Below are 21,474 nucleotides of genomic sequence, written 5' to 3'. Positions count from 1 at the left end.
CCCCTAGACGCTGCTGAAATTTGAGGCAGGCCCTTGAGGTATCGGCCCCAATTCAGTACCATCTGGGCTTCGAATTTCAGGGATAACCCGTGGTCTTCACCGGTCGGTCACACCGGGGATCTGCTTGGCGGCTGGTTGCCGTTGCCTTGCTTGCGGCAGCGTCGGTCGGAGCGGCATCCATCGGATTCGTGACACAGGCGAAGGACTCGGCGCCGAGAGCGGTAGTGAGCTTGTCCTCACTACCTGTCGAGGCGCAGACGGCCCAACGGCTGATCCACGCCGGCGGTCCCTTCCCGTACTCGAAAGACGGCATCGTGTTCGGCAACCGGGAGCGTCTGCTCCCGCGCCATCCGCGCGGCTACTACCGCGAGTACACGGTGCAAACACCAGGGTCCCGCGATCGGGGGGCCCGGAGGATCGTGTGCGGAGGCCAGCAAGCCACCGCGCCCGAAGCCTGCTACTACACCGACGATCACTACGCGAGCTTCCGCCTCATCGCGCAGTGAGCCCTACCACCAACAAGGAACGAGGGGGATTTCGACCATGATGCCTTTGCACACCGTCCGTCCCAACATCGTGCAGGCCATCCGCGCATTCCGCGTGGAAGATCTGCAGCTTGCCGCGCAAGACCTCGGCCAGCATTTCCTGTACGCCAATCTGGGATCGGCCCAGTCCAAGCAGGAAGTCCTGGAGGGTATTGCCGAAGCCTTCCTGTTCCCGACGCATTTCGGCAAGAACCTCGATGCACTGTTCGACTGCATGACCGACCTGGTACACAAGTCGGGCAGCCAGCCGGGCTTCGTGGTGGTGCTGGAACAGCTGCCCGACAACGCCAAGTTTGATCGCGAGGCCCGCGAGCAGCTGCTCGACGTGTTCCGCGACGCCGCCGACTTCTGGGGGGAACGCAAGATACCCTTCAGGTGCTTCTATTCTTTTCAGTAGCCCGCTCCCCGGACATCGGGCAGGGAGAGCGGGCGATGGAAGCCCAGAACGACGCGAAGCCGGCCAAGACGCCGGCCGGCGTGATCAGTGTGCAACTGCCGTTCATGAGCAGCGCGTTCGACACGGCGGGGTGGCTGGTCGCGGCCTGACGATCTCGGACGCGGTCGACACTGACAACGGGCCCTGAGGGGTCCGTTGTCATTTCAGCGCTCGCCGGGCGTCAGCGCCAGGGCCAGGGCCAGGTAATCGGCCACCGGCACTTCCTCGGCGCGGCGCTGGGTGTCGAAGGTCCCGCTGAACCCACGCGCGTCGAGCCACTTTCCCAGCGTGTGTCGCAGCAACTTGCGACGCTGCGAGAACGCCGTCGCCACCAGCTCGCCGAGCAGCGCGGCGTCGACCGCAGGCGATGCCGGGAACGGCAGCATGCGGACCACCGCCGAATTCACGCGCGGCGGGGGTTCGAAAGCCTCGGGCGGCACGTCGAGCACCGACTCGATGTCATAGCGCCACTGCAGCATCACGCTGAGCCGTCCGTAGTCCTTGCTGCACGGGGCGGCGGCCATGCGTTCGACAACCTCCTTCTGCAGCATGAAGTGCTGGTCCTCGACCTGCGCCGCGGCCGGCAGCAGATGAAAGAGGATGGGGGTCGAGATGTTGTAGGGCAAATTCCCGACGATCCGCAGCCGGCCCGCCGAGGCCATGGCCAGCGCGGCAAAGTCCACCCGCAGCACGTCGGACTCGATCACCTGCAGCTCGGCCCGCCGCCGCAGCCGGGCGGCCAGGTCGCGGTCGAGCTCGACGACGGTGAGGTGTTCGCAGCGCGCCACCAGCGGATCGGTCATCGCGCCCAGACCCGGGCCGATCTCGACCAGGGCCTGCCCGGGTCGCGGGTCGATCAGGCCGACGATCGCATCGACCACCGCCGCATCGGACAGGAAATGCTGGCCGAAGCGCTTGCGGGCGATGTGCTTCACGCCTGCCGCGGGGCCACTGTCACCGACCTCACGCTCACTGCGGAGGCTCCCTCATCTCCACGTAGGCGCGGGCCCGCACGTCGCGCGCCCACTCCTGGTAGGCACTCTCGAACTTCTGCTCGCGCAGGACATTGCGCGCGATCTCGCGCTGCTGCTTCCGGTCGACCGGGACGCTGCGACGCTCCAGCACCTGGATCAGGTGCACGCCAAACCGCGAGACCACCGGATCCGACACCTGGTTGATGCCGAGTGCCTTCATGGCCTCCTCGAACTCCGGCACGAACTGGCCCGGCGAGGCCCAGCCGAGTTCGCCGCCCTGGGCCGCGCTGCCGTCCTCGGAGTTCTCGCGGGCGAGCTGGGCGAAGCTGGCCTTGCCGCTGTCGACCTGCTGCTTGAACTCCGCCAGCCGGGCCACGGCGGCCGACTGCGTCAGTTGTGCCGAGGTCCGCAGCAGGATGTGGCGAGCGCGCGTCTGCGGCACCATCATGCCGCCATCGCGCCGCTCCACCACCTTCAGCACATGAAAGCCGGCGCCCGACTGCAACACCTGCGGCACGATGGCGCCGCCGCGCAGATCGCGCACTGCGTCAGCAAACAGGTCGGGCAGCCGATCGAGCGTGCGCAGGCCCAGGGCCCCACCCTGCTCCTTCGACCCGGTCGACAGCTCGTTGACGAGACGCGCAAAGTCCTCGCCACCGCGGGCACGCTGCAGAGCCTGTTCGGCGAGCACGCGGCGCTGCGCCAGCTCGGCCTCGCCGGCGCCCTCGGGCACGCCGATCAGCAGCTGCGCGACATTGAACTGCGGCGGGGCCACGCCGCTGGCACGACTGGCCAGCAGGGTCTCGACCTCGCTGTCGCTGATCTTGATGCGCGACTGGACCTCGCGTTCTCGCACCCGCTCGACCAGCAACTGATCCCGCAGGTTGCTGCGAAAGCGCGAGAACTCGATGCCGTCGCGCTGCAGGCGCTCGCGCAGCTGCGCCAGCGTGATGCGGTTCTGCGCGGCGACGTTGCCGACGGTGCGGTCGAGCTCGGCCTCGTCGATGCGCACGCCGCTTTCGCGGGCCGCACTGAGCTGGGCGCGTTCGTCGATCAGGGTGTCGAGCATGCGGCGGCGCAATTCGTCGTCAGGCGGCAGTGCCTGCCCACTCTGAGCCGCCTCGCGCCGCAGCGCCGCCAGCCGCTGCTGGACTTCGGCGTTGGTGACCAGTTCCCGGTCGACGATCGCGACGATGTAGTCGGCAGAGCGGACCGGCGACGGCTGCGCGACCGCGTTCGCGACGAAGAGGCTGCAGAGCAGCGCGAGCAGCAGCCTCTGGCGCAAGGGGAGAAGACTTCGGCAACATCGATGACAGCAGCTCAGGGGGTCGAGAGGGCCGGCGCGACCACCGGACTGTCGTCGCGCAGCAAACGGTAACCGGGCACATTCTCCCTCAGCACCTTTAACGGGTTGGACCCGAGCCGCGACAGGCCGATCAGCTCCAGCTGGAACAGCAGCCGGGTGGTCGCCTGGCTGCGCCCGGTGGACAGGCGCTCGGCGACGATGCGGCCGATCCAGCACCCCGAGTCGTACTCGAAGCCGACGATGGAATCGGTGATGCGGGAGTCGCGGCGGCTGTAGTTGACGCGCCCCACCGTGTACCAGGCGCCCGGGCAGCCGGCCAGCGGCGCGAGCCGCGAGCGGCCCTCGAAGTCCTCGAGCATCTGCGCGTCGCGCGCCTGCACGGCGGCGGCGTGCTCGCGTGCCGGCGCGTTGAGCGGCCATTGCCAGCCCAGCTCGACCTGTTCGCTGGCATTGCGCGTGTAGCGGTAGCTGGTGCTGAGGGTGCGCAAGGGTCCGGGCGAGTAGCGCACGCTCGAAATGGAACGCGCGACGCGGCTGGTGTCGGAGTTGTACTGGACGGTGCTGTCGAAGTACCAGTTCCGCACGAGGTTGGTCGAACCCAGCAGCAGCAGGTCGGACCAGCGCTGCGTGATCGGCGTGCCGTCGGCCGTGATGCGCTGCGTGCGCAGCAGCATGCGCTGCGCGATGCCCAGCCGCAGCGCCTCGGCGCCGGTCGTGCGGTCGAGAAAGCGCGTGGTCACGCCGGCAGTCACCTGGTTCGCGTCCGATACGCGATCGACGCCGGAGAACACGTTGTCGGAGTAGATCGACGTGAAGTTGAAGTCGTTGGCCGCGCTGTCGAAGTTCGGCAGACCGGTCTGGTCGCGGTAGGGCGTGTTGACATAGAACAGCCGCGGCTCCAGCGTCTGCGTCAGTTCGCGCCCGAAGGCCGTGCTGTCGCGTTCGAAGATCCAGGCGCTGTCGAGCGACACCGTCGGGATGACACGCGACGCGCGCCGACGGCCATCGGCCAGGGACTGGTCGAGGTCGTAGCTGGCCGCGTTGAACGACACCCGGGGTGTCAGCGTCCAGCCGGGCGCACCGGTCGGCGACCAGGGGCGTGCCAGCGAGCCCAGGGCGTGCAGGCGCGAGCCGGTCTGCAGGCTGGGGTCGTCGTTCGAGAAGCGGTTCGCCTCGGTCTCCCACTGCCATTCGAGCCCGCCGGACGCGCCGCGCTGGCGCAGGCCGATCTGCGGCTCGCGCTGGTAGGGCGAGACGATGCGGCTGGCCGGGTCGATATCCTGCAGCACCTGCCAGGTCTGCACGCGGGTGTAGGCCACGGTGTCGCCCCAGCCGTGATCGAAGCGGCGCCGCGCATAGGCATCGGTCGGCAGCAGGCGCGGCGTGAGGCTGGGCAGCGTGCCGGCGAAGTCCTTCCAGAAGTTGTCGTCCGAGGTGCGCTGCAGCGCCAGGCCGTAGTCGATCTCACCGACCGTCGCGCCTTCCCAGCGTGCCTCATGGCCGAGGTTCAGGGCCCAGCGCGAGCGATTGGCGACCTGGTCGTCGGGCAGCGCATAGGCCTGAACGCGGCCCAGGTAGCCTGGCTCGAGATAGCGGAACTCGGTGTCGAGCGCCGCGCCGCGCCGCGTCATGACCGACGGCGTCAGGGTCGCGTCGCGGTTCGGGGCGATGTCCCAGTAGTAGGGCACGCCGAGCTCGAAGCCGCTCTTGTTGTCGAGCTTGATGCTCGGCGGCAACCACCCAGACTTGCGTTTCTCGGTCAGCGGGAAGCTCAGCGTCGGCGCGGCCAGGATCGGCACGCCGTAGAACCGCAGCACCGCGCCCTCGGCCGTGCCTTCCTCGGCCGCCGTGTCGAGCAGCACACGGTCGGTGCTCAGCAGCCAGGCCGGGTCGGGCGCCGGACAGCTGGTGTAGGTGGCGCCGTAGGCGATGCCCCGGTTCTCGTCGAGGAAGTCGAAGCGGTCGGCCTGCCCACCAGCGTTGGTGCGGCCGAAGTGGTAGCTCGGCGACTGGAAGTAGCCTTCGAAACGGTCGACCTTCAGCTGCACCTCGGGGCCACGGTAGATGTTGCCGTTGCGCGAGATCTCGACGTTGCCGGTGGCGCGCGCCAAGTCGCTCTGCTGCTGGTACTCGACCCGGTCAGCCTTCAGGAGCAAGGGGCCGCGGCGGAACTCGACGGCACCTTCGGCCAGAGTTTCCAGGTCAGGCCGGCCCGACAGGCGATCAGCCTCGATCACCAGCGGCCCGCCGCCGTCGTCGGCCTTGATGAGTGGACCGAAGCGCGCACCGCTTTCGGGACTCACCTGCAGTCCAGGGCCTTCGGCTCCTGACTGCGCGCGTGCGACGTCGATCAGCACGCCGCCACCTGCGGTCGTCATCAGGACCGCCGCCGCGACCGGGCGCAGGGCCCAGGCGCGCCGTGGAGGCAGGACGGTCGCGGCGCGGTCGGCGGTCGGCAAGATCGTGGCAGACAAGAGAAAAGGAGTCGCCGGTCGCGGCGCGCTGCGACCGCCCGAGCAGCGCCACGGCGACGCCACCTTGCATGCGGTTTGTAGAATCTGATTATTCCACGCGCCTTCGTTCCGGAGGCTGCCGTACCGCAGGACCGCGGGGCCGCCGCGCCGACACACCGTGACCACACCCGAACCGATCCGCTGGACCGACCCCGCCCGGCAGCACGCCTTCATGGACTGGCTGAACGCACAGGCCGCGGCCCACGGCCTGGTGGTCGGCAGTCTGCGCGCAGCCAGTGCCGACGCCAGCTTCCGACGCTACTTCCGCATCGACGGCCGCGACGGCCCGCGCATCGTGATGGACGCGCCGCCGACCCACGAGGATTGCCGGCCCTTCGTCGGCGTGGCCGCGCTGTTGCGCGGCGGCGGTCTCGAGGCGCCTGAGGTGCTGAGCTGGGACGAGCCGCACGGCTTCATGCTGCTCAGCGACCTGGGCGCCACCACCTACCTCGAGGCGATCCGGCGCGCGGACCCCGCGCAGTCCAACGCGCTCTATCTGGCCGCACTCGACGCGCTGGTGCAGTTGCAGCGCATCGATGCGCACGCCCAGGTCCCGAACTACGACCGCGCGCTGCTGCAGCGCGAGCTCGACCTCTTCCCCACCTGGTACATCGAGCGCCACTGTGGGCAGCGGCTCGACGACAAGGCGCTCGCGCAGCTGCAACGCTGTTTCGCGCTGATCCTCGACGCCTGCACCGCTCAGCCCAGCGTGCTGGTGCATCGCGACTATCACTCGCGCAACCTGATGCTGCCGCGCGAGCCGGGCGGCCCACCGGGCCTGCTGGATTTCCAGGATGCCGTGTGGGGCCCGGTCAGCTACGACCTCGCGTCGCTGCTGCGTGACGCCTACGTCGAGTGGGACGAGTCCACCCAGCTCGACTGGGCGGTGCGCTACTGGGAACGCGGTCGCAAGGCGGGCCTGCCGCTGGACGCCGATTTCGGCAGTTTCTGGCGTGACTTCGAATGGATGGGGCTGCAGCGTCATCTGAAGGTGCTGGGCATCTTCGCGCGACTCTCGCACCGCGACGGCAAGGACGGCTACCTCAAGGACCTGCCTCTGGTGTGGCGCTACGCGCACCGCGTGGCCAGCCGCTACAACGGCCTGGGCCCGCTGGCGCATCTGCTGGAGCAGCTCGCCGGGACGCAGCGAGAGAGCGGCTACACGTTCTGAGCGAGGGCCGAAGGTGCCACGCTTTCTCGTCGACATGCCGTTGGCCGATGGCCTGGAGGCGGCCTTGCCCGCCGCTGCCGCACGCCACGTGCAGGTGCTGCGGCTGCAGCCGGGCGATGGCCTCACGCTGTTCGATGGCCGTGGCAGCGAATGGGAGGCCCGGGTGGTGCAGATGGGCCGCAGCGAGGTCCGGGTCCGCGTCGGTGCGTCGCAACCGGTGGACCGCGAGCTGCCGCTGCCGATCTCGCTGGCGGTCGGCATGCCCGCCAACGAACGCATGGACTGGCTGGTCGAGAAGGCCACCGAGCTGGGTGTGTCGACCTTGCAGCCGCTCGTCTGCGAGCGCTCGGTGCTGCGCCTGGGCGGCGAGCGCGCCGACAGGAAGCTGGCGCACTGGCAGGCGTGGCGAGCGCCGCGGCCGAGCAGTGCGGCCGCACCACGCTGCCGCGCCTGCTGCCGGTGCGTGCCTTCGGCGAGTGGCAACGCGCGTTGCGGCCCGACGTGACCGAGGCGCGCTTCGTGCTGAGCCTGGCCGAGGGCACGCGCCCGTTCGTCGAGGCACTGCCGCCGGCACTGCGGGCCGGCCAAGGCCTCCTGTTCCTGAGCGGCCCCGAAGGCGGCCTCTGCAACACCGAGGATGCGCAGGCGCGCGCGGCCGGCCTGCAGCCGATCACGCTCGGCCCGCGGGTGCTGCGTGCGGAAACTGCGGCGCTGACCGTACTGGCAGCCGTGGCGGCGCTGTTCGGCTGAGAGGTGAGCCCGCGCGGGCACCGTACGCTGCCGAGGGACTCTGCGCCGCCGCTCGCCTGCGGGCCTCACAATCGGCGCGGGGACGGTCCCCGCGGGAGCACGTGATGGGTTTGCTGGACTCGGTGATCGGAGCCCTGGGCGGCTCCCAGGCGAACGGGCAAGGCGACGCGCTGCAGGCGGTGATCGCGATGCTGGCGCGCGGTGGACAGGGAGGCGGCGGGCTCGAGGGCCTGGTGCAGCAGTTCCAACAGGGCGGCCTGGGCGACCTGATCGCCTCGTGGGTCGGCACTGGCCAGAACCTGCCGGTGTCCGCCAGCCAGCTGCAGGACGTGCTGGGCAGCGACATGCTGTCGCAGTTCGCCCAGCAGCTTGGCCTGCCTCCGGGGGAGGCGGCCGGTCAACTGTCGCAGCTGCTGCCGCAGGTGGTGGACAAGCTCACGCCCAATGGCCAGCTGTCCGACATCGGCAGCTCAGGGCTGGGCGACCTGGGCAGCGTGCTGGAGCGGTTCAGCCGGCCCTGAAGAAACGACAAGGCCCGCACGCGGCGGGCCTGGTGTCGTGTGCGGACCGACGGCGAAACAGCCCGCCGCCCCGACCTCCGCGCCTTACTTCTTGCGGAACTTGCGCAGCGCAGCGATCTGCGCGGCCATGGCCGCGAACTCGCCCTGGGCCTTGGCGAAGTCGATGTCGCTCTTGGCGTTCTTCATCGCCTCTTCGGCGGCCTTCTTGGCCTCCTCGGCCTTGGCCTCGTCGAGATCGTGACCGCGGATCGCGGTATCGGCCAGCACCGTGACGCGGTCCGGCTGCACCTCGAGGATGCCGCCGGCCACGAACACGAACTCTTCCTCGCCGTTGTCGGCGCGCTCCACCCGCACCGCGCCCGGCTTGATGCGCGTAATCAGCGGCGTGTGTCGCGGATAGATGCCGAGCTCGCCCATTTCACCGGGCAGCGCGACGAACTTCGCTTCGCCCGAGAAGATCGAGGCTTCGGCGGAAACCACGTCGACATGAATCGTTGCCATGCTGAATCGTCCTTAGCGTGCAAGAAGGTTCAAGAAGCAAGCAGGCGGCGTTCGGATAGGCGCCGCGCGGACCCGGGCTTCCTGCCCAGTGCGCACGGCAACGACGCCCGAGCGCCGTCTGCGCCGCTTATTGGATCTTCTTGGCCTTTTCGAAGCTTCGTCGATCGTCCCGACCATGTAGAAGGCCTGTTCCGGGAGCGAGTCGCACTCGCCGGCCACGATCATCTTGAAGCCGCGGATGGTTTCCTTCAGCGGCACGTACTTGCCCGGCGAGCCGGTGAAGACCTCGGCCACGTGGAAGGGTTGCGACAGGAAGCGCTGGATCTTGCGGGCGCGCGCCACGGCCAGCTTGTCTTCCGGCGCCAGTTCGTCCATGCCGAGAATGGCGATGATGTCGCGCAGTTCCTTGTAGCGCTGCAGCACCTGCTGCACGGCACGGGTGGTGTTGTAGTGCTCTTCGCCGACCACGTTCGGGTCGATCTGGCGCGAGGTCGAGTCCAGCGGGTCCACCGCGGGATAGATGCCCAGCGAGGCGATGTCGCGCGAGAGCACCACGGTCGCATCCAAGTGGGCGAAGGTGGTTGCGGGCGACGGATCGGTGAGGTCATCCGCGGGCACGTAGACGGCCTGGATCGAGGTGATCGAGCCCACCTTGGTGGAGGTGATGCGCTCCTGCAGCCGGCCCATTTCCTCGGCCAGCGTCGGCTGGTAGCCCACCGCCGACGGCATCCGGCCCAGCAGCGCGGACACTTCGGTGCCGGCCAGCGTGTAGCGGTAGATGTTGTCGACGAAGAACAGCACGTCACGGCCTTCGTCGCGGAAGGACTCGGCGATCGTCAGGCCGGTCAGCGCAACGCGCAGACGGTTGCCCGGGGGCTCGTTCATCTGGCCGTAGACCATCGCGACCTTCGACTGCGTCAGGTCCTCCTGGACCACGACCTTCGAGTCCGACATCTCGTGATAGAAGTCGTTGCCCTCGCGGGTACGCTCGCCGACGCCAGCGAACACCGACAGACCCGAGTGGGCCTTGGCGATGTTGTTGATCAGCTCCATCATGTTCACGGTCTTGCCGACGCCGGCACCGCCGAACAGACCCACCTTGCCGCCCTTGGCAAACGGGCAGATCAGGTCGATCACCTTGATGCCGGTCTCGAGCAGCTCCTGCGACGGGCTCAGCTCGTCGTAGGCCGGCGCCTTGCGGTGGATCGGCATGCTCAGCTCGGCGCTGACCGGGCCGCGCTCGTCGATCGGGCTGCCCAGCACGTCCATGATGCGACCCAGCGTGGCCTTGCCGACCGGCACGGTGATCGCCGCGCCGGTGTTGCTGACCATCAGGCCGCGGCGCAGGCCGTCGGACGAGCCCAGCGCGATGGTACGGACCACGCCGTCGCCGAGCTGCTGCTGCACCTCGAGCGTCAGAGCAGAGCCTTCCATCTTCAGCGCGTCATAGACACGCGGCATCTGGTCCCGCGGGAACTCCACGTCCACGACAGCGCCGATGCACTGGACGATCTTGCCGACGGCTGCTTGAGTGTTCGCCATTTTTCAGTTCCTTCAATCAATAGTCTTTGCGTTGCGTCTGCGGGTGCGTCGGGCCGTCAGCCCACCGCGGCCGCGCCGCTCACAATCTCTGAAAGCTCTTTGGTGATCGCCGCCTGGCGGGTCTTGTTGTAGACCAGCTTGAGCTCGCCGATCAGCGTGCCTGCGTTGTCGGTCGCGGCCTTCATCGCGACCATGCGCGCGGACTGCTCCGACGCCATGTTCTCGGCCACCGCCTGGTAGATCAGCGCCTCCACGAAGCGCAGCAGCAGGTCGTCGATGACGGTCTTGGCGTCGGGCTCGTAGAGGTAGTCCCAGCCATGTTCGCCGGCGTCAGCTTCAGCTTGTCGGAGGCCAGCGGCAGCAGCTGCTCGACCACCGGCTCCTGCTTCATCGTGTTGATGAAGCGCGTGTAGCAGAGGTAGACCGCGTTGAGCTTGCCCTCGGCATAGGCGTCGAGCAGCACCTTGACCGGCCCGATCAACCGCTCGAGGTGCGGCGCATCACCCAGCTGAGTGGCATGCGACACCACCTTGGCGCCGATACGGTTCAGGAAACCCAGGCCCTTGTTGCCGATCGCCACCGCCTCGGCCTTGCTGCCCTGCGACTCCAACTCGCGCAGCTTGCCGGTGACGGCGCGCAGCACATTGGTGTTCAGGCCACCGCACAGGCCCTTGTCCGTGGTGACGACGACGAACCCCGCGGTCTTGGCGGCCGTCGCGCTCACCGCCATGAAGGGGTGGGTGTACTCGGGGTTGGCCTGCGCGAGGTTGGCCGTGATGTTGCGGATCTTGTCCGCATACGGCCGGGCCGCGCGCATGCGCTCCTGCGCCTTGCGCATCTTCGAAGCCGCGACCATTTCCATGGCCTTGGTGATCTTCTTGGTGTTCTCGACGCTCTTGATCTTGCCGCGTATTTCCTTGCCGGCTGCCATCGCGCGCTCCTTGTCGTGAGAGGGTCAGGCGCTTACGCGAAGGACTTCTTGAAGGCACCGATGGCGGCGGCGAGCTCGGCTTCGCTGTCTTTGTCCAGCGCCTTGCTGTCCTCGAGCTTCTTCAGCAGCGCGGCGTAGCTGGTCTTCAGGAACTGGTGCAGGCCCGATTCGAAGGCGAGCACCTTCTTCACGTCAACGTCGTCGAGGAAGCCCTTGTTCACCGAGTACAGCGTCGCAGCCATCAGGCTGATCGGCAGCGGCTGGTACTGCTGCTGCTTGAGCAGCTCGGTCACGCGCGCGCCGCGGTCGAGCTGCTTGCGGGTGGCATCGTCCAGGTCGGAGGCGAACTGCGCGAAGGCGGCCAGTTCACGGTACTGCGCAAGGTCGGTCCGGATGCCGCCCGACAGGCCCTTGACCAGCTTGGTCTGGGCGGCGCCCCCCACGCGCGACACCGAGATACCGGCGTTGATCGCGGGGCGGATGCCGGCGTTGAACAGGTTGGTCTCGAGGAAGATCTGGCCGTCGGTGATCGAGATCACGTTGGTCGGCACGAAGGCCGACACGTCACCGGCCTGGGTCTCGATGATCGGCAGCGCGGTCAACGAGCCGGTCTTGCCCTTGACGGCGCCATTGGTGAATTTCTCGACGTAATCGGCGTTCACGCGCGCGGCGCGCTCGAGCAGACGGCTGTGGAGATAGAACACGTCACCGGGGTAGGCTTCACGGCCCGGCGGGCGGCGCAGCAGCAGCGAGACCTGGCGGTAGGCGACCGCCTGCTTGGACAGGTCGTCATAGATGATCAGCGCGTCTTCGCCGCGGTCGCGGAAGTACTCGCCCATCGTGCAGCCCGAGTAGGCCGACACGTACTGCATCGCTGCCGATTCCGAGGCGGAGGCCGCCACGACGATGGTGTAGCTCATCGCACCAGCCGCTTCGAGCGAGCGCACCACGTTCTTGATCGACGAGGCCTTCTGCCCGATCGCGACGTAGACGCAGGTCATGTTCTGACCCTTCTGGTTGATGATCGCGTCGATCGCCACCGCGGTCTTGCCGGTCTGGCGGTCGCCGATGATCAGCTCGCGCTGGCCGCGGCCCACCGGCACCATGGAGTCGATCGACTTCAGGCCGGTCTGCACCGGCTGGTCCACCGACTTCCGTGCGATCACGCCCGGCGCGACCTTCTCGATCACGTCGGTCATCTTGGCGTTGATCGGTCCCTTGCCGTCGATCGGCTGACCCAGCGCATTGACCACGCGGCCGATCAGTTCCGGGCCGACCGGCACTTCCAGGATGCGGCCGGTGCACTTGACCGTGTCGCCTTCGGAGATGTGCTCGTACTCGCCCAGGATCACGGCACCGACCGAGTCGCGCTCGAGGTTCAGCGCGAGACCGAAGGTCGGCTGGCCGTCCTTGGTGGCGGGGAACTCCAGCATTTCGCCGGCCATGACCTCCGACAGGCCGTGCACGCGCACGATGCCGTCGGTCACCGACACCACGGTGCCCTGGTTGCGGATGTCCGACGAGGCGCCGAGCCCCTCGATGCGGCTCTTGATCAGTTCGGAAATTTCAGCGGGATTCAGTTGCATGGCTAGCTCCCAGTCTCTTCAGGCGCCCTGCGGCGTCGACGACCGAACCCGACGACTCGCGCCTCCGGGCGGATTGATTCAAATACGGCTCAGGCGGTCAACGCGACCTTCATGTGCTCGAGACGGGCCTTGACCGAGGTGTCGAGCACCTCGTCGCCGACCACCACCCGGACACCACCGATCAGTTCGGGCTCGAGCTGCACCGTGGCGGACAGCCTGCGCCCGAAGCGCTTCTCCAGCGTCGCCACCAGGTCGGCCAGCGCGGCCGGCTCGATGGGGAAGGCGCTGTAGACGATGGCGTCGGAAACGCCCGAACTCGCGTTGACCAGCGCGTGGAACTGCGCGGCGACCTCGGGCAGCGCCGACAGGCGCCCGTTCTCGATCATGGCGCGCAGCAGGTTCTGCACACCCGGCACCAGCGTCTGCTTGGTGACGCCGGCGACGAGATCGAACACCTGCTGGGCCGCCACCTTCGGGCTGTCGGCGAACTGCCGCAGCACCGGGTCGGCAGCGACCGCGCCGAGCGCGGCCACCTGCTCGGCCCAGCCGGCCGCCTCGCCTTTCGGCGCGGCGCGGAACAGGGCCTCGGCGTAGGGGCGCGCGATGGTTGCGAGTTCTGCCATCGTCAGAGCTCCGTCTTCAGACGCGACAGCAAGTCGGCGTGGACGCCGGCGTTGACTTCGCGCTTGAGGATCTGCTCGGCGCCCTTGACGGCCAGCGCGGCGACCTGCTCGCGCAGCGACTCGCGCGCCTGCACCAGCTGTTGCTCGGCTTCCGACTTGGCGGCGGCGACGATCTTGCTGCCTTCCTCTGTGGCGCGCTTCTTGGCGTCTTCGACGATCGCGAGAGCACGCTTCTCGGCATCGGCCAGGCGGCGAGCATTCTCGTCACGTACGGAGGCAAGCTGTTCCTCGACCCGCTTGTTGGCCGAGGCCAGCTCGGTCTTGGCACGGTCGGCCGCGGCCAGGCCGTCGGCGATCTTGCTCGCGCGCTCGTCCAGCGCCTTCGTGATGGGCGGCCACACGAATTTCATCGTGAACCACGCCAGGATGAAGAACACCACCAGCTGCGCGAAGAGCGTTGCGTTCAGACTCACGGCAACACCTTTCTAGTGCGGTTGGAGGGACGGCCGGATTACTTCAGCACGAAGGGGTTGGCGAACGCGAACATCATCGCGATACCGACACCGATCAGGAAGGCCGCATCGATCAGGCCGGCGAGCAGGAACATCTTGGTCTGCAGCTCGTTCATCAGCTCGGGCTGACGGGCGGCCGATTCCAGGTACTTGCTGCCCATGATGCCGATGCCGATGCAGGCGCCGATGGCGCCCAGACCGATGATCAGGCCGGCGGCGAGGGCAACAAAACCGAGAACGTGTTCCATGGTGACTCCTTCAGAGGGGTGGTTGTAGTGAAAGAAAGAAGAACGAATCGAGCGCGAACGGTCAGTGGGCGTCGTGCGCCTGACCGACATAGACCAGGGTCAGCATCATGAAGATGAAGGCCTGCAGGGCGACGATCAGGATATGGAAGATCGCCCAGGCGGTGCCGGCCAGGATGTGGCCGATCCACATCGCGATGCCGGTGCCGGAGGCAAAGCCCACGCCCCCCATCAGCGCGATCAGCATGAACAGCAGTTCGCCGGCATACATGTTGCCGAACAGCCGCATGCCATGCGACACCGTCTTCGCGAGGAACTCGATGATCTGCATCGCGAAATTGAACGGATACAGGAACCACTTGTCGCCGAACGGCGCCGCGAAGAGCTCGTGCACCCAGCCACCGAGCCCCTTGATCTTGATGTTGTAGTAGATGCAGACCAGCAGCACGCCGCATGACAGGCCGAGCGTGGTCGACAGGTCGGCGGTCGGCACGACGCGCATGTAGGCGTGGTGCGGGTCGTGGCCGGCCGCACCGTAGATCGCTTCCCAGATGCGCGGAATCAGGTCCACGGGCAGAAAGTCCATCGAGTTCATCAGGAAGATCCAGACAAACACGGTGAGCGCCAGCGGGCCGACGAACTTGCGCGAGGTGGCGTTGTGGATGATGGACTTGGCCTGGTTGTCCACCATCTCGAGCAGCAACTCGACGGCGGCCTGGGTGCGACCCGGCACGCCGGCAGTCACGCCCTTGGCGACACGCCACATGAAGAACAGGCCGACGACGCCGAGCAGGATCGACCAGAACAGCGAGTCGACGTTGAACACCGAGAAATCCACGATGCTGGTCTGCTCGTGGCTCTGCAGGTGCTTCAGGTGGTGCCCGATGTATTCACCGGCAGTGGGTCCGTGTCCCGCAAGATTTCCTTCGGCTGCCATGAGTCAGTCTCGTCCCGCTTCGTTCTTCACCCGGCCCTGCCAGAGCAGCGCCAACCAGTTGACCTTCATGCACACGAGCATGGTGACCAGCAGCGCTGGCCAGCTCAAACCCGGCACGACCTTCGTGGCAGCCGCCAGCATGGCCACTGCCAAACCCACCTTCACCGCCTCCCAGAGCATGAAGCTGAACGCCGCGGCGCCCACTCCTGCCCCCGTGAGGCGGGTGATGCCGCGCGCCAACAGCGCGCCCGGCACCACCACGGCCGCGGCGCCGTAAAGCGCCGACCAGGCCAGTTCGCTGCGCTGGGTGACCAGCCCGATCAGGGCCGCCACCACCAAGCCGACCGCGGCCTGGGCCGCGATCACCCGCCAGGGTGAAACCGGCGGGTGCTTGGCCCTCAGAGCCTGGGCTTCTTCGGGGCTCAGGGTCTTGAAAGGCGCGTCGTCGTCCTCAGCTGCCCCAGGTCCGGGCCAGGCGTTGCGCACATCGGTGGAAGCGCGCTCGCTCATATTCGGACAGGTCAGATTCGGCAAAACCCCGGGAGTGTACGTGATAACCCGGAGCTTTCAACCCTCGCCGAGTCCGCTGATTCGCGTGCGCGAAAGCCTCTCGACGGACGCCCGCTGCCGTGTTAAGGGGCCAGCCGCCCCAGCCTGCTTCGGCCGCAGCCCTCCCGCGGGTCAGTAGGCGTGCGTCCCGACGTGGAGCGAGTGCACCGCCGCGGCATCCGGCGTGCGCAGCGCGTGCAGCGATGCCTGCGCCGCATGCACCAGCAACCCGAGGTCGGACCCCAGGCCGACGAAATCGAACCCGGCCGCGCGGACCTGGGTGGCCATTTCCGGCGTGCCGGCCAGCGTGCCGATCGGGATGCCCGCCGCACGCGCGCGCTCCGCCGCCTGCGCTGCCAGCTTCTGCACCGCCGGGTGCCGCGCATTGCCGCCATGCCCAAGGGCCGCCGAAAGATCGGCCGGCCCGATGAACAGCGCATCGACGCCCTCGACCGCGGCGATCTCCTCCAGCGCGTCGAGCGCCTGCGGCGTTTCGAGCTGCAGGATCAGAGCCACGCCCGCGTCGGCCGCCTGCGTATCGAGGCGCAGCGTGCCGTAGCGCGTGGCGCGGCTCATGCCGGCCACACCGCGCATGCCGAGCGGCGGATAGCGCGTGGCCGCCACGGCGCGCCGGGCCTCGGCGGCGCTCTGGACGAACGGCACCATCAAGGTGCTGGCACCCGCATCGAGCAGGCGCTTGAACAGCACCGCATCGTTCGCGGGCAGGCGCACGATCGGCACCAGCTTCGTCGTGGCCAGGGCTTGCAGCATCTGCACCACGCCCGGCAGCTCGAGCGGCGAGTGCTCCATGTCGAGCACCGCCCAGTCGAAGCCGGCATGGCCGATCGCCTCGGCCACCAGCGGGCTGGCCGACATGACCCAGGTGCCGAGCGGCACGCGCTGGTGGCTGGCGCGCGGGTGCGCGTCGATGCCACGGGCCGGGTTCTGCAACAGCTGCTTGAACGCATTCATCGCGGCCTCCCGGGCGACGCAACGGCGCCGCCTCGACACTCCACTTAACGATCTGGGACTCAGTACAGCGAGCCGGACCCTTCAAGCCCGACCCGCAGGTAGTGTGCGCCGGGAATCGGGTTGTAGTAGTAGGGTGGTACCTCCTCGAAGCCGAGCGAGGCGTACAGTTCTCGCGCGGCCTCCATGTCGTCGAGCGTGTCGAGCAGCATCGCCGAATAGCCGCGGCTGCGCGCGCGGTCGATCAGCGCCTGGGCGAGCAGCCGCCCCAGCCCGAAACGGCGGAAGGCGCGGCGCACGTAGAGGCGCTTCATCTCGCAGGCGTTCGCCTCGTCGGACTCGGGAAGTGGCCGCAAGGCGCCGCAGCCGGCCAGTTCGCCGTCGCAGTAGGCCAGCAGCAGCACCCCGGCGGGCTCGGCGTAGTCGCCCGGCAGCGCGGCCAGCTCGGCGTCGAAGTTCTGGAAGCACAGGTCGATGCCGAGCGCCTCGGCGTACTCGCGGAAGATCTGCCGGGTGGCCTCCAGCAGTTCCGGCGTGGCCGGTGTAAGCAGTTCAATGCCGGGACTGGTCATCGCCCGGCGAATTTACACCGCGCCGCCCACGTCGTGCGGCTCACAGCCGCAAGCTGCCGACGATGCAGGTCACCGAGTCGCCGCCGACCCAGAGGTCCGCACCGACCTGATCCACGTGCACCCGCCCCGCGCGCCCGAGCCGGCCCCCTTGGCTCGCGACGTAGCGCGCCGGCGCCAGCCCGGCGCCGATCAGCCACTGCGCCAGACCGGCGTTCAGGCTGCCGGTCACCGGGTCCTCGGGCACGCCGAGCGAGGGCACGAAGGCGCGCACCTCGAAGGCGGTGTCGTGACCCGGCGTCTGCGCCCCGATCACGCCGAGGTTGAGCGGCTGCATCGCGACGTAATCGGGCTCGAGCGCCAGCACGGCCGCGGCGCTGGGCAGCAGCGCGGCCACCCAGCCCGGTCCGTTGTCGACCCATTGCGTCGCCAGCAGTTCGCTCGCGTCGACGCGCAGGGCGCGGGCGATCTGCGCCCGCGTGGCCTCGTCGACGGCGCCGCTGCGGCGCAGCGGCGGCGCGGCGAACGCCAGCCGGCGGCCGTCACGTCGTATCCGCACGAGTCCGACACCGCATTCCTGCACCACCTCGTCCGTGCGTGGCCGGCCGCCCGCCTCGAGCCAGGCGTGGCAACTGCCGAGCGTGGGATGGCCGGCGAACGGCAGTTCCTCGGCCGGGGTGAAGATGCGCAGGCGGTAGTCGGCGGACGGATCGGTGGGTGGCAGCAGGAAGGTGGTCTCGCTGAGCTGGGTCCAGCGCGCGAAGGCCTGCATCTGCGCGTCGTCCAGGCCCTCGGCGTCGAACACCACCGCGACGGCGTTGCCGCGCAACGGCTCGGCGGTGAACACGTCGACCTGCGAGAAGCGGCGAGCGGGGTTCGCGCTCATGCGGCTCTCCTCAGCGAGAGCGCCGACCCGGCCTGCTCGGCCAGTGCCTCGTGCACCACGCGCCCGAGCGTGGCGATCGCAGTGTGCAGCTGCGCTGGCGTCAGCGTGACGAAGCTCAGCCGCAGCGTGCGCGGGTCGGCTTCGCCGGCATGGAAGGGCGCACCCGGCACGTAGGCCACGCCGGCGGCGATAGCGCGCGGCAGCAGCGCCGTCGCGTCCAGCCCCGGCGGCAGCCGCAGCCAGAAGAACATGCCGCCGCGCGGTGGCTGCCATTCGGCGCCGGCGGGCAGGTGCGCGCGCAGCGCCGCCGCCATCGCGTCGCGTTGCGCGGCATGGCGCGCGCGCACGGTCGGCACATGGCGATCGAGCAGGCCGTCTCGCACGACCTCGTGGACGATGCGCTGGTTGAAGCCCGGCGTGTGCAGGTCGGCCGCCTGCTTGACCTGCAGCAGCTTCGGATACAGCGCCGGCGGCGCCACCACATACCCCAGCCGCAGGCCGGGCGCGAGGATCTTCGAGAACGAGCCGAGGTAGATCGTGCCCTGCGGCCAGCGCGCGGCCAGCGGCGCCGGTGGCGGGGCGTCGAACCACAGCTCGCCATAGGGGTTGTCCTCGACCAGCGGCAGCGCAGCCGCCTGCGCCGCCGCCACCAGGGCCTCGCGACGGGCCTCCGAGATCACCCGCCCGGTCGGGTTCTGGAAGTTCGGCAGCAGGTACGCGAAGCGCGCGCCCGCGGCGCCGGCCAGGGCCTCGGGCTTCGGACCCTCGTCGTCGGAGGCGAGCGCGGCGAACGCCGGCTCGCAGGGCGCGAAGGCCTGCAGCGCGCCCAGGTAGGTGGGCGTCTCCACCGCGACCGCGCTGCCGGCATCGATCAGCAGCTTGCCGACCAGGTCCAGCCCCTGTTGCGAGCCGGTGGTGACCAGCACCTGCCCGGGTTCGACCACGACGCCGTCGTTGGCGAGCCGGGCCGCGACCCACTCGCGCAGCGGCCCGTAGCCTTCGCTCGCGGCGTACTGCAGCGCCTCCCGTGGGGTGTCGCGCAGCACCCGGGCGCTGGCCTCGCGCAGCGCCTCGACCGGGAAGCCGTCCGGCGACGGCAGGCCGCCGGCCAGTGACAGCACGCCGGGCCGTTCGGCCAGTTTCAGGATCTCGCGGATCGCGGAAGGATTCATGCGCTCGGTGCGCCGCGCCAGGGTCCAGGTCATCGGGGGTCTCCTCGAGGGGTGTCGTCGAGCATCCAGTCCAGCGCCTGCTGCACATGCAGCCACGTGCTGTCGAAGCCGGGCAGCGGCAGCGCGGCGGGATCGAGCAGCAGGCCCAGCTCGGTGCAACCGAGCACGACGCCCTGGGCACCGTCGGCGGCCAGCCGGTCGACGATCGACAGGGTCGCTTGCCGGGAGGCGTCGCGCACGATGCCGCGGCACAGCTCGTCGAAGATCAGCTGCTGCAGCGTGGCCCGGTCGGCCTCGCCCGGCACCTGCATCTCGACACCGTGGCGCTGCCGCAGGTGGTCGCGCAGGAAGTCCTGCTCCATCGTGAAGCGCGTGCCCAGCAGCCCGATGCGCGTCAGACCCGCCGCCCGCAGCGCCGCACCGATCGCGTCGCCGATGTGCAGCAGGGGCAGACCGCAGGCTTGTTGTACCGTCGGCGCCACGCGGTGCATCGTGTTGCTGGCGATCAGCAGCCCCTCGGCCCCGGCATCGCGCAATCCGCAGGCGGCCACCGCCAGTTGCTCGGCCGCAGCGGCCCAGCGGCCCTCGCGCTGCAGCGCCGCGACCGGCTCGAAGTCGAGGTTGTGCAGCCGCAGCGATGCACTGTGCAGGCCCCCGAGGCGCTGCGCGACGCCGCGGTTGAGATCGCGGTAGTAGATCAGCGTGGATTCCCAGCTCATGCCGCCGAGCACGCCGAGCGTCCTCATGCCGCCCCCCGCACCGGCATGCGCTTGCCGATGAACACCGTGGCGATCACCGCGAGCGCGAAGGCCAGGGTCAGCGCGTCGAGCCGCTCGCCCAGCAACGGCACCGCCGCCAGCATCGACACGAAGGGCTGCAGCAGCTGCACCTGGCTCACGCGCACCGTGCCGCCGAGCGCGAGGCCGCGGTACCACGCGAAGAAGCCCAGCCACATCGAGAACAGCGCCACATAGCCGAAGCCCAGCCAGGCGCCGCCGCGCACCGCACCGAAATCCACGCTGGCGGCAGCCCAGAGCGTCAGCGGCAGCGTGAGCGGCAGCGCGCCGACCAGCACCCAGCAGATCACCTGCTCGGGACGCATCGCGGTCGACAGCCGCGCGCCGTAGACATAGCCGACGGAGCCGCTCGCCACCGCGATCAGCAGCAGGCCGTCGGCCAGGCTCAGGCGCCCGCCGCCCTGAAGCGCGGCGTAGCCGAGCACCAGGCCGCAGCCGGCCAGCGCGCAGATCCAGAACCCGCGCGAGGGCCGCTGCCGCAGCACCAGCACCGCGACCACCGCGGTGCCGAGCGGCAGCACGCCGGTGATGACGGCGGCGTGGATCGCCGCCACCTCGCGGAGCGCCAACGCCAGGAACAGCGGGAAGCCGATCACGACACCGCTGGCGGTGACCGCGAACTCGCGCAGCTGGTGTCGCTGCGGCTGCGGCGCGCGCGCGACCCACAACCACAGCGCCGACAGCAGCCCGGCCACCGCAGCCCGCCCGGCGGTGACGAACAGCGGTGTGAGCTGCGGGTCGCCGACATCGCCGACCGCGAGCCGCGTCATCGGCGTCGTGATCGCGAAGATCACCACCCCCAGCAGCCCGAGCCACAGGCCGCGCACTTCGTCGCGGTGGCGGGCGGCAGAACCGGCGGCATTCACGGGCAGGGCTTGTATCGGCATGCGAAAGCACTGTACGCTTCGAACCAATACACCAACAGTACAGAATCTCGCATCAACTACCGATCTGTACTGGCGCTCCCGACGACACACGCCGCCATGCTGACCCGTGACGCCACCACCACGCTGACCGAGCAACTCGCCGAGCGCTACGCCGAGCGCATCCGCAGCCGCCTGCTGGCGCCCGGCGCGCGGCTGCCGTCGGTGCGCGACTGCGCGCAGCGGCACGGCGTGAGCCCGCACACCGTGGTGGCCGCCTACGACCAGCTGCTTGCCCAGGGACTGATCGAGGCCCGTCGCCAGCGCGGCTTCTTTGTGCGCAATGCCGTCGCGCCGGCACGCAGCGCGCGTGCCGCGGCCCCGGCGGAAAGCCGTCCGGTCGCGCCGGTCGACGCAACGGCCTTGATCCGCAGCATGTTCCACCACCCCGGCACCCGGCCCTCGCCCGGCCTGGGCACGCTGCCGCCCGAGTGGCTGGATCTCTCTCTGCTCGGCGGCGCGCTGCGCCGCGTGAGCCAGGGCGACGGGCTGGCGGGCCACGCGCTGCACTACGGC

Annotated in this window: 21 protein-coding genes and 3 pseudogenes; 6 read left to right on the top strand and 18 right to left on the bottom strand. The window is 69.1% G+C overall.

The annotated features are described in order from the left end of the window. Positions 1-89: 89 nt before the first annotated feature. Positions 90-506: a ribonuclease domain-containing protein gene (locus Y694_RS09090; RefSeq protein ID WP_011827807.1), complete on the top strand. Its 417-nt coding sequence runs from the start codon at positions 90-92 to the stop codon at positions 504-506. A 37-nt stretch (positions 507-543) separates the two neighbouring features. Continuing rightward, positions 544-942, top strand: a complete 399-nt coding sequence (locus tag Y694_RS09085; RefSeq protein WP_011827806.1) for a barstar family protein — start codon at positions 544-546, stop codon at positions 940-942. A gap of 203 nt (positions 943-1,145) precedes the next feature. On the opposite strand, the gene rsmA is transcribed toward Y694_RS09085, so the two are convergent. From rsmA to Y694_RS25680, 3 genes are read right to left on the bottom strand one after another with little or no spacing between them, the layout of a single operon-like run. Next, on the bottom strand, positions 1,146-1,916 hold the full coding sequence (rsmA, locus tag Y694_RS09080) for a 16S rRNA (adenine(1518)-N(6)/adenine(1519)-N(6))-dimethyltransferase RsmA (protein ID WP_036231723.1): 771 nt from the start codon (positions 1,914-1,916) through the stop codon (positions 1,146-1,148). Positions 1,917-1,950: 34 nt separating this feature from the next. Continuing rightward, positions 1,951-3,240: a peptidylprolyl isomerase gene (locus Y694_RS09075; RefSeq protein ID WP_036248567.1), complete on the bottom strand. Its 1,290-nt coding sequence runs from the start codon at positions 3,238-3,240 to the stop codon at positions 1,951-1,953. 35 nt (positions 3,241-3,275) lie between these two features. Further along, a complete protein-coding gene (locus tag Y694_RS25680) occupies positions 3,276-5,735 on the bottom strand; it encodes an LPS-assembly protein LptD (protein WP_011827803.1) in 2,460 nt (819 codons plus the stop codon). A 211-nt stretch (positions 5,736-5,946) separates the two neighbouring features. Here Y694_RS25680 and Y694_RS09065 point away from each other — a divergent pair, with 211 nt between their 5' ends. The 3 genes and pseudogenes from Y694_RS09065 to Y694_RS09055 all read left to right on the top strand — a co-directional run bounded on the left by Y694_RS09065 (position 5,947) and on the right by Y694_RS09055 (position 8,216). Continuing rightward, complete coding sequence (locus tag Y694_RS09065) at positions 5,947-6,945, top strand: aminoglycoside phosphotransferase family protein (protein ID WP_049820853.1); 999 nt, start codon at positions 5,947-5,949, stop codon at positions 6,943-6,945. 13 nt (positions 6,946-6,958) lie between these two features. Further along, positions 6,959-7,695: pseudogene (locus Y694_RS09060) on the top strand (16S rRNA (uracil(1498)-N(3))-methyltransferase). A 104-nt stretch (positions 7,696-7,799) separates the two neighbouring features. Continuing rightward, the gene (locus Y694_RS09055; RefSeq protein WP_011827800.1) at positions 7,800-8,216 is read left to right on the top strand and encodes a YidB family protein; all 417 of its coding nucleotides are present in this window, start codon (positions 7,800-7,802) and stop codon (positions 8,214-8,216) included. An 84-nt stretch (positions 8,217-8,300) separates the two neighbouring features. Here Y694_RS09055 and Y694_RS09050 read toward each other — a convergent pair whose 3' ends face one another. The 15 genes and pseudogenes from Y694_RS09050 to Y694_RS08980 form a co-directional block, all read right to left on the bottom strand. After that, the gene (locus tag Y694_RS09050; protein ID WP_011827799.1) at positions 8,301-8,717 is read right to left on the bottom strand and encodes a F0F1 ATP synthase subunit epsilon; all 417 of its coding nucleotides are present in this window, start codon (positions 8,715-8,717) and stop codon (positions 8,301-8,303) included. 127 nt (positions 8,718-8,844) lie between these two features. After that, positions 8,845-10,259, bottom strand: a pseudogene (gene atpD, locus Y694_RS09045) (F0F1 ATP synthase subunit beta). Positions 10,260-10,315: 56 nt separating this feature from the next. Further along, positions 10,316-11,190, bottom strand: a pseudogene (gene atpG / locus Y694_RS09040) (F0F1 ATP synthase subunit gamma). A gap of 32 nt (positions 11,191-11,222) precedes the next feature. Then, entirely contained in the window at positions 11,223-12,776 is a 1,554-nt protein-coding gene (gene atpA, locus Y694_RS09035; protein ID WP_011827796.1) for a F0F1 ATP synthase subunit alpha, read from the bottom strand. Positions 12,777-12,865: 89 nt separating this feature from the next. Then, positions 12,866-13,399: a F0F1 ATP synthase subunit delta gene (locus Y694_RS09030; protein WP_011827795.1), complete on the bottom strand. Its 534-nt coding sequence runs from the start codon at positions 13,397-13,399 to the stop codon at positions 12,866-12,868. A gap of 2 nt (positions 13,400-13,401) precedes the next feature. Continuing rightward, positions 13,402-13,872, bottom strand: a complete 471-nt coding sequence (locus Y694_RS09025; RefSeq protein WP_011827794.1) for a F0F1 ATP synthase subunit B — start codon at positions 13,870-13,872, stop codon at positions 13,402-13,404. A 38-nt stretch (positions 13,873-13,910) separates the two neighbouring features. Further along, a complete protein-coding gene (gene atpE, locus Y694_RS09020) occupies positions 13,911-14,159 on the bottom strand; it encodes a F0F1 ATP synthase subunit C (protein ID WP_011827793.1) in 249 nt (82 codons plus the stop codon). Positions 14,160-14,220: 61 nt separating this feature from the next. Next, entirely contained in the window at positions 14,221-15,093 is an 873-nt protein-coding gene (gene atpB / locus Y694_RS09015) for a F0F1 ATP synthase subunit A (protein ID WP_036231720.1), read from the bottom strand. Positions 15,094-15,096: 3 nt separating this feature from the next. After that, a complete protein-coding gene (locus Y694_RS09010) occupies positions 15,097-15,603 on the bottom strand; it encodes an ATP synthase subunit I (protein WP_051495674.1) in 507 nt (168 codons plus the stop codon). A 171-nt stretch (positions 15,604-15,774) separates the two neighbouring features. Next, positions 15,775-16,614 (bottom strand): HpcH/HpaI aldolase/citrate lyase family protein, encoded by an 840-nt coding sequence (locus Y694_RS09005; RefSeq protein WP_011827790.1) that lies wholly within the window; start codon positions 16,612-16,614, stop codon positions 15,775-15,777. A 59-nt stretch (positions 16,615-16,673) separates the two neighbouring features. Beyond that, on the bottom strand, positions 16,674-17,183 hold the full coding sequence (locus Y694_RS09000; RefSeq protein ID WP_036231718.1) for a GNAT family N-acetyltransferase: 510 nt from the start codon (positions 17,181-17,183) through the stop codon (positions 16,674-16,676). Positions 17,184-17,223: 40 nt separating this feature from the next. Then, positions 17,224-18,066, bottom strand: a complete 843-nt coding sequence (locus Y694_RS08995; RefSeq protein ID WP_011827788.1) for a PhzF family phenazine biosynthesis protein — start codon at positions 18,064-18,066, stop codon at positions 17,224-17,226. Beyond that, a complete protein-coding gene (locus Y694_RS08990; protein ID WP_011827787.1) occupies positions 18,063-19,271 on the bottom strand; it encodes a PLP-dependent aminotransferase family protein in 1,209 nt (402 codons plus the stop codon). Before Y694_RS08990 ends, Y694_RS08995 begins: the two co-directional genes overlap by 4 nt. Continuing rightward, a complete protein-coding gene (locus Y694_RS08985; RefSeq protein ID WP_036231716.1) occupies positions 19,268-19,984 on the bottom strand; it encodes an aspartate/glutamate racemase family protein in 717 nt (238 codons plus the stop codon). The genes Y694_RS08990 and Y694_RS08985 overlap by 4 nt, the downstream gene beginning before the upstream one ends. After that, entirely contained in the window at positions 19,981-20,922 is a 942-nt protein-coding gene (locus Y694_RS08980; protein WP_051495673.1) for a DMT family transporter, read from the bottom strand. The genes Y694_RS08985 and Y694_RS08980 overlap by 4 nt, the downstream gene beginning before the upstream one ends. A gap of 96 nt (positions 20,923-21,018) precedes the next feature. Between Y694_RS08980 and Y694_RS08975 the strand changes: the two genes are divergently transcribed. Then, positions 21,019-21,474 (top strand): GntR family transcriptional regulator (locus Y694_RS08975; RefSeq protein WP_036231729.1); only part of this gene is annotated, 456 nt, incomplete at its 3' end.

The sequence above is a fragment of the Methylibium sp. T29-B genome, from assembly GCF_000576225.1.
In the GTDB taxonomy this organism is placed as follows: Bacteria; Pseudomonadota; Gammaproteobacteria; order Burkholderiales; family Burkholderiaceae_C; genus Methylibium; species Methylibium petroleiphilum.
The sequence above is the reverse complement of the archived record's forward strand: the minus strand, read 5'-3'. Positions and strand labels throughout refer to the sequence as shown.

Bases quoted from the DNA above. Each gene is read 5' to 3' on its own strand.
- Y694_RS09085 (WP_011827806.1), top strand. From the start codon at position 544: ATGATGCCTTTGCACACCGTCCGTCCCAACATCGTGCAGGCCATCCGC.
- Y694_RS09065 (WP_049820853.1), top strand. From the start codon at position 5,947: ATGGACTGGCTGAACGCACAGGCCGCGGCCCACGGCCTGGTGGTCGGC.
- Y694_RS09055 (WP_011827800.1), top strand. From the start codon at position 7,800: ATGGGTTTGCTGGACTCGGTGATCGGAGCCCTGGGCGGCTCCCAGGCG.
- Y694_RS09050 (WP_011827799.1), bottom strand. From the start codon at position 8,717: ATGGCAACGATTCATGTCGACGTGGTTTCCGCCGAAGCCTCGATCTTC.
- atpA (WP_011827796.1), bottom strand. From the start codon at position 12,776: ATGCAACTGAATCCCGCTGAAATTTCCGAACTGATCAAGAGCCGCATC.
- Y694_RS09030 (WP_011827795.1), bottom strand. From the start codon at position 13,399: ATGGCAGAACTCGCAACCATCGCGCGCCCCTACGCCGAGGCCCTGTTC.
- atpE (WP_011827793.1), bottom strand. From the start codon at position 14,159: ATGGAACACGTTCTCGGTTTTGTTGCCCTCGCCGCCGGCCTGATCATC.
- atpB (WP_036231720.1), bottom strand. From the start codon at position 15,093: ATGGCAGCCGAAGGAAATCTTGCGGGACACGGACCCACTGCCGGTGAA.
- Y694_RS09010 (WP_051495674.1), bottom strand. From the start codon at position 15,603: ATGAGCGAGCGCGCTTCCACCGATGTGCGCAACGCCTGGCCCGGACCT.
- Y694_RS09005 (WP_011827790.1), bottom strand. From the start codon at position 16,614: ATGAATGCGTTCAAGCAGCTGTTGCAGAACCCGGCCCGTGGCATCGAC.
- Y694_RS09000 (WP_036231718.1), bottom strand. From the start codon at position 17,183: ATGACCAGTCCCGGCATTGAACTGCTTACACCGGCCACGCCGGAACTG.
- Y694_RS08995 (WP_011827788.1), bottom strand. From the start codon at position 18,066: ATGAGCGCGAACCCCGCTCGCCGCTTCTCGCAGGTCGACGTGTTCACC.
- Y694_RS08990 (WP_011827787.1), bottom strand. From the start codon at position 19,271: ATGACCTGGACCCTGGCGCGGCGCACCGAGCGCATGAATCCTTCCGCG.
- Y694_RS08985 (WP_036231716.1), bottom strand. From the start codon at position 19,984: ATGAGGACGCTCGGCGTGCTCGGCGGCATGAGCTGGGAATCCACGCTG.
- Y694_RS08980 (WP_051495673.1), bottom strand. From the start codon at position 20,922: ATGCCGATACAAGCCCTGCCCGTGAATGCCGCCGGTTCTGCCGCCCGC.